The 13,049-nt window shown below is 57.1% G+C and carries 8 protein-coding genes, 1 tRNA gene and 2 pseudogenes; 8 read left to right on the top strand and 3 right to left on the bottom strand.

The window, feature by feature from the left end; all coding sequences use genetic code 11:
* The first annotated feature begins 159 nt into the window (after positions 1–159).
* Together ACKXF7_RS01815 and ACKXF7_RS01810 are read left to right on the top strand one after the other, a co-directional pair.
* Positions 160–246: transfer RNA gene (locus ACKXF7_RS01815), tRNA-Leu, on the top strand.
* A gap of 290 nt (positions 247–536) precedes the next feature.
* Positions 537–710 (top strand): annotated as a pseudogene (locus ACKXF7_RS01810) (DUF6061 family protein); the annotation flags it as partial.
* A gap of 93 nt (positions 711–803) precedes the next feature.
* On the opposite strand, the gene treR reads toward ACKXF7_RS01810, so the two are convergent.
* Positions 804–1,529, bottom strand: a complete 726-nt coding sequence (gene treR / locus ACKXF7_RS01805; RefSeq protein ID WP_423741970.1) for a trehalose operon repressor — start codon at positions 1,527–1,529, stop codon at positions 804–806.
* Positions 1,530–1,781: 252 nt separating this feature from the next.
* Here treR and treP point away from each other — a divergent pair, with 252 nt between their 5' ends.
* On the top strand, positions 1,782–3,197 hold the full coding sequence (gene treP, locus ACKXF7_RS01800; protein WP_423742594.1) for a PTS system trehalose-specific EIIBC component: 1,416 nt from the start codon (positions 1,782–1,784) through the stop codon (positions 3,195–3,197).
* An 18-nt stretch (positions 3,198–3,215) separates the two neighbouring features.
* Positions 3,216–4,850, top strand: a complete 1,635-nt coding sequence (gene treC / locus ACKXF7_RS01795) for an alpha,alpha-phosphotrehalase (protein ID WP_423741969.1) — start codon at positions 3,216–3,218, stop codon at positions 4,848–4,850.
* Positions 4,851–5,071: 221 nt separating this feature from the next.
* On the opposite strand, the gene ACKXF7_RS01790 is transcribed toward treC, so the two are convergent.
* Together ACKXF7_RS01790 and ACKXF7_RS01785 are read right to left on the bottom strand one after the other, a co-directional pair.
* Positions 5,072–5,326 (bottom strand): HPr family phosphocarrier protein, encoded by a 255-nt coding sequence (locus ACKXF7_RS01790; protein WP_006735298.1) that lies wholly within the window; start codon positions 5,324–5,326, stop codon positions 5,072–5,074.
* Between the two features lie 24 nt (positions 5,327–5,350).
* Positions 5,351–7,273: a PTS mannitol transporter subunit IICBA gene (locus ACKXF7_RS01785; protein ID WP_348584627.1), complete on the bottom strand. Its 1,923-nt coding sequence runs from the start codon at positions 7,271–7,273 to the stop codon at positions 5,351–5,353.
* A 397-nt stretch (positions 7,274–7,670) separates the two neighbouring features.
* On the opposite strand from ACKXF7_RS01785, the gene ACKXF7_RS01780 reads away from it, so the two are divergent.
* The 4 genes and pseudogenes from ACKXF7_RS01780 (at position 7,671) to ACKXF7_RS01765 (ending at position 13,048) form a co-directional block, all read left to right on the top strand.
* On the top strand, positions 7,671–9,731 hold the full coding sequence (locus ACKXF7_RS01780; RefSeq protein ID WP_423741968.1) for a PRD domain-containing protein: 2,061 nt from the start codon (positions 7,671–7,673) through the stop codon (positions 9,729–9,731).
* A gap of 261 nt (positions 9,732–9,992) precedes the next feature.
* The gene (gene pfkB / locus ACKXF7_RS01775; RefSeq protein WP_423741967.1) at positions 9,993–10,922 is read left to right on the top strand and encodes a 1-phosphofructokinase; all 930 of its coding nucleotides are present in this window, start codon (positions 9,993–9,995) and stop codon (positions 10,920–10,922) included.
* A gap of 51 nt (positions 10,923–10,973) precedes the next feature.
* Complete coding sequence (locus tag ACKXF7_RS01770) at positions 10,974–12,248, top strand: zinc-binding dehydrogenase (RefSeq protein WP_117929075.1); 1,275 nt, start codon at positions 10,974–10,976, stop codon at positions 12,246–12,248.
* A gap of 12 nt (positions 12,249–12,260) precedes the next feature.
* Positions 12,261–13,048: pseudogene (locus tag ACKXF7_RS01765) on the top strand (DeoR/GlpR family DNA-binding transcription regulator).
* Position 13,049 lies beyond the last annotated feature (1 nt).

Raw genomic sequence — 13,049 nt, 5'->3', positions numbered from 1 at the left:
TGCACCGCCGGAAAATCGGCCTGCAGAGGGCTTTTTCGCGAAAGTATGACGTTTTGTAGTGAAGAAAAAGTTTTTTTGAAAAAATGCTTGACATTCTGCGTATATCTGGTATAATAACTATCGTTCCGAGCGACACAGCTCACGAACACAACAGAATATGCGGATATGGCGGAATTGGCAGACGCGTTAGATTCAGGTTCTAATCGGGGCAACTCGGTGGAGGTTCAAGTCCTCTTATCCGCACCACAAGGAAGACAGCTTTTGATAGCTGTCTTTTTTGTTTTACACAGTAGTTTCTCTTTAGCAGTAACTGCGGATAATAGGACTTGAACAGCAACGACGACGACCGCAGCCAGCGGCTGAAACAGGGAGGAGTTGTTGGGGCCGCGTTCTGATTTTTCAAAGCCCTGCCAAGGGGCTGCAGAAAAATCAGCAAACGCAACCCGTAAGGCCCTGACCGCCAGATTCCGCTGCGGTTCCCAACCTGTAGGAATGTCTACCGGGAGGCAGACTGTCCACTGTCTTTTTTGTTTTACATTTCCATTGACTGCACTGGGGTCGAGGATGAATTGGACGTGACCATGGCGCAGAGGACGGAACTGGACTACCTCATCTACAATGACCCGCTGGGATATGCGGATTTGATTCTGAACGGTGACACGAAGGAATATTTGAAGAATGTGGCCGGGAGCCATGGGCTAGAGGATTAGAAAAATATCATCTGCTCTTTGCGGCAGACGGTAGATATGAAAATTGCATGAGTTGAGTTTGGGCGATGTGCTTTATAGCGAAGCACATCGCCTTTAGTTTTTCTTTCGCGTGGCAATGTCCTGAAAGCAGAAATAGTCCGGTTGGTGGCGGGACTGGGTGTACTCAAACAGCATCCCGTCCGAGTTGAAGGTCTGGTTTACCACCACTGCCACGCAATCATAGCCGTCCATATCTAGCAGCTTTTCATCACGGGCAGTTGCGTGTTCCACCGTGATGCGCCGTTTGCTGGTGATGATCTGCATTCCAAGCACGTTTTCAATAAAATCATAGATGGAATGGGATGCGATTTCCTCTGTCAGTCCGGGTACAAATTCCTTTAAAAAGTAGTTGATGTCCAGAATCAGTGCTTTTCCGTCCAGATAACGCACACGCTGTACCGCCCACAATTCATCGCCCTCAGAAAATCCGCTTTCCGCGGCAAACTGTTCCGTTGCGATGACAGTCTCAAACTTCGTGACCTTCGTCACGGCGCGAAGGCGGTTGCGGCGGGCGGTTTCTTGAAACGTCTCGATGCCGCCGATGGTAAATGTCGTTTTGCCCACCGGCTGGTAGATGACCCGCACGCCGCGCCCCTGCATGGTCTGCACATAGCCGTCGGCTACCAGCTCCGCCAATGCGCGTCGAACTGTGTTGCGGGAGCAGGCGTATTCCTCTATTAAGGTATTCTCGCTGGGCAGCAGCGATTGATAGGGGTAATCCTGCGCCTCGATGCGTTTTTTGATACTGTGATAAATGCCCTCATATTTTGCCTTTGGCATGGTGTGTACCTCGCAACTTGTTCAAACATTTACTTTAGTATACCGTCTTTTCGGCTAAATTTCAAGTGGGCAACTTGTGAGCAGTGCCGAAAATAGGCATTCTGCAATGCTTTTTTGCAAAAGCATATTGACTTGTATGAACAAGTCTGGTATTCTGTGGCTGTAAGGAGAACTTGTATGAACAAGTTCAAGAATGCCCGTATGAACAAGTTCGAAGATGCCCGCTCTACCGGGCAAAAGGAGGAAAACATTATGGGTAAATACGAACAGGACGCGCGGCTGCTGCTTGAGTACGTTGGCGGCAAGGAGAACATTGCGGCAGTATCCCACTGCGTATCGCGTATGCGATTTGTCCTCAACGATCCCGCCAAGGCGGACGTTGCCAAGATCGAGGCACTGAAATCCGCCAAGGGCACTTTCACCCAGGCAGGCCAGTTCCAGGTCATCATCGGCAATACGGTCAGCGATTTCTACAATGACTTTATTGCCGTCTCCGGCATCGACGGTGTCTCGAAGGACGCTGTCAAGAGCGCGGCCAAGCAGAACCAGAACGCATTGCAGAAGGTCATGAGCGTGCTTGCGGAGATTTTTGCCCCATTGATTCCCGCCATCATCACCGGCGGTTTGATTCTCGGCTTCCGCAACTGCATTGACAGCATCTACTTTTTTAATAACGGCACCCAGACGCTGTGCGACATCAGCCAGTTCTGGTCCGGCGTTGACAGCTTCCTGTGGCTGATTGGCGAAGCCATCTTCCATATGCTGCCGGTCTGCATCTGCTGGTCTGTCACAAAGAAAATGGGCACGACCCAAAGCCTGGGCATCGTCCTCGGTCTGACGCTCGTCTCCGGCCAGCTGCTCAACGCCTACGCCGTGGCTTCTACTGCGGCGGCAGATATCCCCAAATGGGATTTTGGCTTCTTCACCATCAACATGATTGGCTATCAGGCGCAGGTCATTCCCGCTATGCTGGCCGCGTTCACGCTGGTCTATCTAGAAAAATTCTTCCGCAAGATCTGCCCGGCGGTCATTTCCATGATCGTGGTGCCCTTCTGCTCGCTGGTGCTGTCCGTCATCATCGCCCACACTGTCCTTGGCCCCATCGGCTGGAAGATCGGCACCTTCATTTCTGACATCGTCTACGCCGGCATTTCCGGCTCCTTCCGCGTGGTCTTTGGCGCAATCTTCGGTTTTGTTTATGCCCCGCTGGTCATCACCGGCCTGCATCACATGTCCAACGCCATCGATATGCAGCTGATCGCCGACTTCGGCGGTACGATGCTGTGGCCCATGATCGCCCTTTCCAACATTGCACAGGGCTCCGCCGTGCTGGGCATGATCTACCTGCAGCGCAAGAATGCTGCCGCACAGGAAGTCAACGTTCCCTCCTGCATCTCCTGCTACCTCGGCGTTACCGAGCCTGCCATGTTCGGTGTCAACCTGAAATTCCACTTCCCGTTTATCTGCGGCATGATTGGATCTGCCATCGCAGCGGTCGTCTGTGTGGCAACTTCCACCACGGCCAACGCCATCGGTGTCGGCGGCATCCCTGGTATTTTGTCGATCCAGCCCGCCTATATGCTCAGCTTTGCGCTGTGCATGGCCATTGCCATCGTCGTCCCCTTTGTGCTGACCGTCATCGTCGGCAGGAAAAAAGGCGTTGCCTGATTTTGTGAGGTGTATACCATGAATGATTTTAAAGATAAAGTTGTCTACCAAATTTACCCGAAATCCTTCATGGACTCGAACGGTGACGGCTTCGGCGATTTGAAGGGCGTCACCGCGAAACTAGACTACCTCGCCGACCTAGGCGTTGACTATCTCTGGCTGACGCCGTTCTTCCCCTCGCCCCAGCGCGACAACGGCTATGATGTGGCCGACTACCGTGCCGTTGACCCGCGCTACGGCACGATGGAGGACCTGGAGGAGCTTATCCGCGAGGCGGACAGGCGCGGCATCGGCCTGATGCTGGACATGGTGTTCAACCACACCTCCACCGAGCATGAGTGGTTCAAAAAAGCACTGGCGGGCGACAAAAAGTACCAGGACTATTACATCTTCAAGGACGGCACGCCCGACTGCTACCCGACAAACTGGGTCTCCAAATTCGGCGGCCCCGCGTGGGAGTATGTGCCCCGGCTGGGCAAGTGGTATCTGCATCTTTACGACGTCATGCAAGCCGACCTGAACTGGGAGAACCCCGCCGTGCGGGAGGAAATGGCCGACATCCTGCGCTTCTGGAAGGCGAAAGGCATCAAGGGCTTTCGCTTTGACGTCATCAATGTCATCTCCAAGCCGGAATTTTATGAGGACGACTACGAGGGCGACGGCCGCCGCTTCTACACCGATGGCCGCAACGTCCACAAGTACCTGAAGGAGCTGGTCGCGGATGGCGGCATCGACGGTATGATAACCGTTGGCGAAATGTCCTCCACCACGCTGGAAAACTGCATCGGCTACACCGCTGAGGGCAATCACGAGCTGACGATGTGCTTCAATTTCCACCACCTGAAGGTGGATTACAAGAATGGTCAGAAGTGGGAACTGATGCAGCCTGACCACATGGCGCTGAAGAAACTGTTCCGGACCTGGCAGGAAGGAATGCAGGAGCACAACGGCTGGAATGCCCTGTTCTGGTGCAACCACGACCAGCCCCGTGCGGTGAGCCGCTTTGGAAGTGACGGAGAATATTGGAAACAAAGTGCCGAAATGCTGGCGGCAGCGATCCATTTTATGCGCGGCACCCCCTACATTTATCAGGGCGAAGAACTGGGCATGACGAACCCGCACTTCACATCCATTGACCAGTACCGTGATGTGGAAAGCCGCAACTACTATAAGATTCTGCGCCAGCAGGACAAGTCCGAGGAAGAAACGCTGGACATTATCGCCCAGCGCAGCCGCGACGACAGCCGCACCCCGATGCAGTGGGACGCGAGCGAGAACGCCGGGTTTACCACCGGTACGCCGTGGATCGGCATTGCCGACAACTACAAGGCCATCAACGCCGCTGCTGAGGTGGATGACCCAGATTCTGTGCGCAGCTTTTACAAGATGCTGGTGCATCTGCGCAAGACCCACAAGGTCATCAGCGAGGGCAAGATCGAGTTTCTTTACCCGGACAATGCCGATTTGTTGGCTTACCGCCGCTATGGTGCCGAAGATGGGGAAGAACTGCTGGTGCTGTGCAACCTGATTGAGCATGACGCACCTTACACCCTGCCAGAGGGCTGGGCAGACGCAGATAAGCTGCTGGGAAACTATCCTGACAGAAACGATGCCCTGCGTCCGTATGAGTGCCTGATCCTAACAAAGGCCTAAGATTTATTTCTCAAGTTTTTTCTCAAAACAAAAACAGGGTGCGCCCTGAATGGACGCACCCTGAAAATCCACAGACAAGAGCGATATGTACAACAGGGCGTTCCCCGTCGGGAACGCTCTGTTTCTCTCTGTACTGACAGTAAAACCGCTCCGAGCGTTCTGCCCGGAGCGGTTTTGCGTCAGCAGTATTTATGCAGAATGGTCATAGACGGAGGGAGAAGTCATGCGTCCTTGCACAGCTTGGTCAATTCTTCGATGGCGGCATCCTCGTCCGGGCCATCGGCGGCGATGGTCACGGTCTCGCCGCACTTCACGGCCAGACCCATTACGGCAAAGATCTTCTTCATGTCGGCGACTTTGCCGTTCTTAGTCATAGTGACTTTGCTCTCAAAGCCTTTGGCAGCTTTGCTCAGGATACCGGCGGGACGGGCGTGCAGACCTTCTTTGTCCTGAATGGTGATATCGATGCTCTTCATAAAAATCTCTCCTTTTGGGAATCGTTATTGTAAGTGCTCCAGCACATAGTTCATATCGGAAGTGGTCTTGAGCTGTTCCAGCGCATCCTCGTCTTCAAGGATCTCGCAGACATTGCCCAGCAGGTCAAGATGGTCGTTGCCGACACCGGCAATGCCGAACACGAGGTAGGCTTTTTCATCGCCGAAGTCCACGCCCTGCGGATATTGCAGCAGAACAACGCCGGACTTTTTAACGGTGCCCTTCTTCTGGCTGGTGCCGTGGGGAATGGCTACGCCCATGCCCATGTAGGTGCTCACCAGCTTTTCGCGCTCCACCATGGCATCGGCGTAACTGTCATCCACATAGCCCCGCTTTGCCAGCAGCGCACCGGCCGCACGGATGGCCTCCTCCTTGGTGACGGAGGGCAGACCCAGCTGGATGTCCTCCGCCTGGATCTTCATCACAGAACCGTTGGCTTTGGAAGCCTCGGTCACGGCAGCCGCCAGAGGGGCTACGGCTGCATTGCGCAGGTCGGATACGATCTCCTCATTGGCGGCAGCTTCGGCCTTGGCATCCAGTGCCGGGGTAGTGGAGGTCAGTGCGTTGTACAATGCGTCCAGATGCGGATCTGCAAGGAAGTTATCCAATGTAACAAGCTGTGCCTGCGGGGCGCACTTGGCGGCACGGTCAGCCAGAACGCGCTGGCAGACCACCACGTCCGCGTCAGCGGGGATGGTGTCCACGCTGGAGTTGGTCACGGTCAGGTCGGGGCGCTCCGCCTTAATGCGGTTGTGGAACTTGGTAGCACCCATGGCGCTGGAACCCATACCGGCATCGCAGGCAAAGACGATCTTGCGGATCTGGCCGACATTCACGGCAGTAGGCTCGGGGATCTCGCCCTTAGCCTGTGCCTTCATCTCCTTCATTTCGTTCTGGGCGTCGGTCAGGCTCTTGGTGTGACCGGAGGTCGCTTTCAGGATGACCGAGGACAGAACAAAGGAAACAGCACCGGCGATGACAACGCCCAGCAGAACGGTGAGAATGGAATCCCGGGGAGCCATTGCCATGTAGGCGATGATGGAACCGGGAGAAGCAGGACCGGACAGACCTGCACCGGTCATAGAGTAAAACAGGATGGCACAGAAGTTGCCCACGATGGGGGCGATGATGATCACGGGGTTCATCAGGATGTAGGGGAAGTAGATCTCGTGGATGCCGCCCAGCAGGTGGATGATCACAGCACCGGGAGCGGACTGGCGGGTGGTGTCGTCCTTGCAGAAGAAGCAGTAAGCCAGCAGGACACCAAGACCGGGACCGGGGTTGGCTTCCAGCATATACATGATGGAACGACCGGTCTCAGCAGCCTGGCTTGCACCGATGGGGCTGAAGATGCCGTGGTTGATGGCGTTGTTCAGGAACAATACCTTGGCAGGCTCAATGAAGATGGACACCAGCGGCAGCAGGCTGTGCGCCACAAGGAAGTCCACACCGGCGGTCAGCACGGTGAGGATGGCAGTCATGAACGGGCCGATGACGTAGTAGCCAAGGATGGCCAGCAGCATACCCAGAATGCCGATGGAGAAGTTGTTGATCAGCATCTCGAAACCGGCGGGGATATGGCCTTCCACCTTCTTGTCGAACTGCTTGATGACCCAGCCGGCCAGAGGGCCCATGACCATGGCGCCCATCAGCATGGTGTAGTCCGAGCCGCAGATGCAGCCCACCACGGCGATGGCGGCGATGACGCGGCCGCGGTCGCCTGCAATCATCTTGCCGCCCTGCCCTGCAATGAGGATGGGCAGCAGGTAGGTCAGCATCGGGGAGACCATGCTGGCCAGCTTTTCGTTGGGGAACCAGCCCGCTTCAATGAACAGAGCAGTGAGGAAGCCCCACGCGATGAATGCGCCGATATTCGGCATGACCATGCCGCTGAGGAACTTGCCAAAGCGGGAAACAGCGTTTTTCATTTGTAGCTCTCCTTTTTCACTTGAAAGGCAGGCGGTGCAGCTCCTGTGGCATGGGAGCTGCGGCCTGCGGACGGTTGTTCGGAGGAGCTTTCGTTTCGTTCTGGCACTATTCTAGCCGATACTGCGCCGGATTTCAATGGTGACAAGCGGTGGGGTTGTCACCGGAGGATGGTGACACCAGTGGGCTGATACGGCAACATTTCCAATGGATGCGCGGGTGATTTGTGCATATTTGCTGATGCGCCGGGATACAAGACGGGAACAAGGAAGCTTTTGTCACCGGGCAATGGTGACAAAAAACACACAACTTCTTTTCTGCGTTGGGGGCTGGCAGACGGGGTGGCACTATGTTACAATAGAAGCAATGGGTAACTTTTGGGAAAAGGAGAGAAGCAACATGGGTGCGGTGTATCGTGAGGAACTGTCGGCAAATGCACGGAAGCTGATCGAGCAGCTGCTCAGCCTTCCGCAGGGCTGGGTGACGGCGGCGGCGCTGGCTGAAAGCATCGGGGTCAGCCGCCGCACCGTGCTGCGGGAGCTGCCCGCTGTGGAGCAGTGGATGCAGGCTGCCGGGGCGCATTTTGTGCGGAATCCCGGCAAGGGTCTGCTGCTGGATGAAGCGCCGGAGCGGCGAGACGCACTGCGCACCCAGCTGAACAGCGGCGACAGGAAAAAACTTTCCCGCGCAGAGCGGCGGCAGCAGCTTTTGACAAGGCTGCTCAGCGAGCAGGAGCCCTGCAAAACAGCGGTACTGGCACGGGCGCTTGGCGTTTCGGAAAGCACGCTGTCTGCAGACTTGGATGAACTTGAGACCAAGCTACACCCCTACCGGGTGGAGATGTTCCGCCGCCCCGGCGTGGGGGTCTGGCTGCAGGGGGATGCTTCTTCCTACCGGAGGGTGGTGTCTGCCCTGCTGCGCAGCAGTATGCCGGAAAAGGAACTGGCAGAGGTGCTCTGCGGACGGATGCCGGAAAACGAGATCTTCTCGACCCTGCTGGATACAAAAACGGCCGAAAAGGTCTGGGCGGTTTTGCAGCAGTTTGAACAGGAAGAGCAGCTCCATCTGCCGGATGCAGGCTTTCTGGCGCTGGCGATCCATTGCACCCTGACCATTCAGCAGCTGCGGCAGGGCAGCGCCCCCAGAGGGCTGCGCCCGGCGGGCAATCATGCTGCCCGGCTGGTGGCGGCGCTGAACCGCGCCTTCGGGCTGACCCTGCCGCCTGAGGAAGCGCAGTATCTGGAACTGTATCTCTCCGCCTATCTGGGCGCAGAGGACCCTTGGGGTAGCGCACAGGAGATGGAGTTGCGGAATCTGGAAGCCGCCCTTATCCGGGAAATGGAAAAGGCGCTGCACACAGACCTTTCCGGTTACACCTCTCTGCGGGATGACCTGTACTGCCACCTGCGCCCCATGCTGCTGCGGGTGGAGCAGAACATTCGTACCGAAAACCCCCAGCTGGACACCATCCGCACCGCCTACCCCGGCCTGTGGAAAGCCACCCGCACCGCCTGTGATGCGGTGCAGCAGCAATTCGTCCTGCCCGCCATCTCGGATGACGAAGCGGCCTACCTTGCCATGCACTTTGGCGCAGTGCTGGAACAGAATGCCATGTTCCGGTTGCTGCTGCGGGTGGTAGTGGCCTGTCCGCTGGGCATGGGTTCCAGCCGCTTTCTGGCTTCCCGGCTGGGAAACGAGTTTCCCTCTTTGCAGGTGGAGGGGTGCTGCTCGGTGCGGGAGCTGAACACTGCCGACCTGCGTCGGAGAAAAATCGACTTCATTATCTCCACCGTGCCGCTGGAACTGGATTACCCGGCGGTGTGCATCAGCCCTTCCCTGCTGGAGCCAGACCGTGCCGTGCTGAAGGACGCTATCACGCGGTACAGCCAGAACCGCGCAGAACCGGAACCGGCGGTGCAGCCCGTGCAGGATGCACCGCACGCAGGCTCTAAGCTGCAGTATTATGCGCGCCTGACCCGGTCCATGACCGGGCTGCTGGAACATCTGACCATCCAGCCCGTCAAGGTTCCCGGCAGCCGCGCTGCCCTCATCCATGCAGCGGCGCAGCTGTTCTGCCCGCAGGAAGCGGACGCCCGGCTGGTGGAGCAGCAGCTTCGCCGCCGTGAAACGCTGGGCGATACCTACATCAAATCCCTGTATGCCCTGCTGCTCCATTGCAGGACAAGTGCGGTAAAGGACTGCCGCTTGGGCTATCTGCAGGCACAGCCGCCGGTCTATGAGCCGGGGCGCATCGTGCTGGGGGCACTGGTGCTGCTGGCTCCGGACGACGGGAACGGCGTCCCGGTGGAGGTCATGCAGAATGTCAGCGGGCAGCTGATCGAAACGCCCCGGCTGATGGAAGCGCTGCGCACCGGCCAGCAGCAGGAAGCGGCAGACCTGCTGGAACAGGGCTTTGACCGTGGCTTTTTTGCGGACTGCAAACCGCCGCACACAAAATGAACTGAAAACGCACTCCCGGCTTTTGCCTTTTTGGGCAGAGCCGGGAGTTTTTTGTTGTTGTAAAAAGATACCTATTAGAGAACTTTTGAACTAAAAATCATGTATCCCAGAAAGTTAGCGAAAAGCGCCAAAAACACGCAGTGCAATTTGTTGAAACAACAGCTTGACAAGGGCAAAAACTGTTGGTATTATAATGCTAGAGCTTTCGTTTCAACAGTTTCGAGTTTCATAACAACAATCATGAAGGAGGCTGTTGTTCCCATGATCTACACCGTAACATTGAATCCGGCGCTGGACAAGACCGTTGAGATCCCGAACCTTGCGCTGGACACCGTAAACCGGATCACCAAGATGCGTACCGATCCCGGTGGCAAGGGCATCAACGTCAGCAAGGTGATCGCAAAGCTGGGTGGGACCAGCAAGGCCATCGGCATTCTGGCCGGTAACAGCGGCAAAGCCATTCAGGACGCACTGGACAGTGAAGGGCTTGCCCACAACTTCCGTTTCGTGCCCGGCGAGACCCGCACGAACCTGAAGGTCATCGACCCGGAAAACCACACCAACACCGACATCAACGAGCCGGGCATCGAGGTGGATGCCCCGGAGCTGACCGCCCTGCTGTACGACCTGCTGAAGGAACTGAAGCGGGGGGATATCGTGGTGCTGGCAGGCAGCCTGCCGAAGGGTGCCCCCAAGGACACCTACTACACATGGGTGGAATCCTGCAAAAAGGTAGGGGCAAAGGTCTTTCTGGATGCAGACGGCGAGCTGCTGGCAGAGGGGCTGAAGGCTGCTCCCTATCTGGTCAAACCCAACAACGACGAGCTTTCCCGCATGATGGGCCGGGAGCTGAAAACGCTGGATGAACTGGCCGATGCCGGTCAGGCACTCATCCGCAGGGGCATCGAACATGTGGTGGTGTCCATGGGCGGTCGGGGTGCGCTGTATCTCCGCAAGGACAGCGTAATCTGCGCTCCGGCACTGAAGGTCAAAGTGGGCAGCACGGTGGGTGCCGGCGACAGCGTGGTCGCCGCTCTCGCCTACGCCGAAGCGGAAGGGCTTAGCGAAGAAAACACCGTTCGCCTGTCCATCGCCACAGGAGCCGCCAATGTGATGTGCAGCGGCACACAGGCCGCAGAGCGCAGCCAGATCGAAGAACTGCTGCCGCGGGTCACCTTCCAGCATCTGTAAAACTTCTTGAAAACACAACGGTAACTGTTATAATAAAAGGAGAGTTTCATTATGAAAGTCAAAGCTGTTCGTCTGCACGCCGCCAACGATCTGCGTCTGGATACTTTTGAACTGCCGGAGATCAAGGACGATGAGATCTTGGTCAAGGTCGTTTCCGATAGCATCTGCATGTCTACTTACAAGTGCGCCATCCTCGGCACTGGTCACAAGCGTGTGCATCCGGATGTAGCCGAGCACCCCGCCATCATGGGTCACGAGTTCGCCGGTGATATCGTCAAGGTGGGCAAGGCGCATCAGGACAAGTTCAAGCCCGGCATGAAGTTCACCCTGCAGCCCGCCCTGAACTACAAGGGCACCATGTGGAGCCCCGGCTACTCCTACGAGTTCTTCGGCGGCGATGCCACCTACTGCATCATCCCTGCCGAGGTCATGGAACTGGGCTGCCTGCTGGAGTACAAGGGCCGTGCTTACTACGAGGCTTCTCTGGCCGAGCCTATGAGCTGCTCCATCGGTGCTTTCAACGCCGCCTACCACACCAAGATGGGTGTGTACCATCACGATATGGGCATCAAGAAGGGTGGCAAGCTGGCGATTCTGGCCGGTGCAGGCCCCATGGGTCTGGGTGCTCTGACCTACGCACTGCACCGTGATGTGCGCCCCGGCATGGTGGTGGTCACCGATATCAACGAGGATCGTCTGGCCCGTGCGGAGTCCCTCTTCCCCCCGAAGGAGGTCAAGGAGAAGGACGGCATCGACCTGTACTTCGTCAACACCGCCAACATGGCAGACCCCGCTGCCGAGCTGCGGGAGCTGACCGGCGGTACCGGCTTTGATGATGTGTTCTGCTACGCCCCCATCGCGCCGGTGGTGGAGCTGTCCAGTGCTGTGCTGGGTCGTGACGGCTGCCTGAACTTCTTTGCAGGCCCCACCGACAAGCAGTTCAGCGCCAAGATGAACTTCTACGATGTGCACTACAATTCTACCCATGTCATGGGCACCACCGGCGGTAATACCGCCGACATGATCGAGTCGCTGGAACTGACCGCCGCTAAGCGCATCGACCCGGCTGTGATGGTCACCCACATCGGCGGTCTGAACGCCGCTGCCGAGACCACCCTCAACCTGCCCAAGATCCCCGGCGGCAAAAAGCTGATCTACACCCACCTGACCATGCCCCTCATCGCCCTGACCGATCTGCGTGCCAAGGGCGAACAGGACAACGACCCCCGCTATACCGCACTGGCTGACATCGTGGATGCCCACAACGGCCTGTGGTGCCCGGAAGCGGAGGAATATCTGCTGGCAAACTTCAACCCGGAGGACTAAGCGGAACGTGCCATGGGACAGGACAAACGCAAACAGGAGGAATCCCCCATGGAACAACGCCGCAATCAAATCGTGGAGCTGGTGAACCGCAAAGGCAGCATTAGCTTTGCCCAGCTCAAGGAAGCTTTCCCTTCCGTTTCGGAAATGACCCTGCGCACCGACCTGAAAGCACTGGATGAAGCCCGCCGTGTGGTGCGGGTGCATGGCGGTGTCAAGTCGGTGGAGCAGGTGGTAGGCACAGACGACCTGCTGAGCCGCCGTGCCGCCCGCAATGCCGAAGCAAAGCAGATCATTGCCGAAAAAGCCACTGCTCTGCTGCGCCCCAACACCACCCTGTTTCTGGATTCCGGCAGCACCGCCACAGCAGTGGCCCGGTGCATCCCGGTAAGCCCATGCTCATCTACACCAGCGGCCTGAGCTGCGCCATGGAGCTGGCAAAGCTGGAAAAGCCCCATGTGTCCCTGCCGGGCGGCAGGCTGAACCGGTTCAGCCTGAGCGTCTGCGGTGCACAGAGCATCCAGACGATGGAGGGCATCAACTTTGATCTGCTGCTGCTGGGCGTGACCAGTTACAGCCCGGAAACCGGTTTTACCTGCGGCGTGGAGGATGAAGCACGGCTCAAGCAGACCGTGCTCCGCCGCTGTGAGCAGAAAGCCGTGCTGCTGGATTCCTCCAAGATCGGACTGAAAAGCACGTTCCACATCTGCGAGCTGTCCGATATTGATATTGTGATCTCGGACGGAAAGCTGCCCATAGAATTTTTACAGGCCTGCCGGAACGCAGGCGTAACGGTACTATAAA

This window comes from Faecalibacterium sp. 7, from assembly GCF_049562865.1.
In the GTDB taxonomy this organism is placed as follows: domain Bacteria; phylum Bacillota; class Clostridia; order Oscillospirales; family Ruminococcaceae; genus Faecalibacterium; species Faecalibacterium wellingii.
The sequence above is the reverse complement of the archived record's forward strand: the minus strand, read 5'-3'. Positions and strand labels throughout refer to the sequence as shown.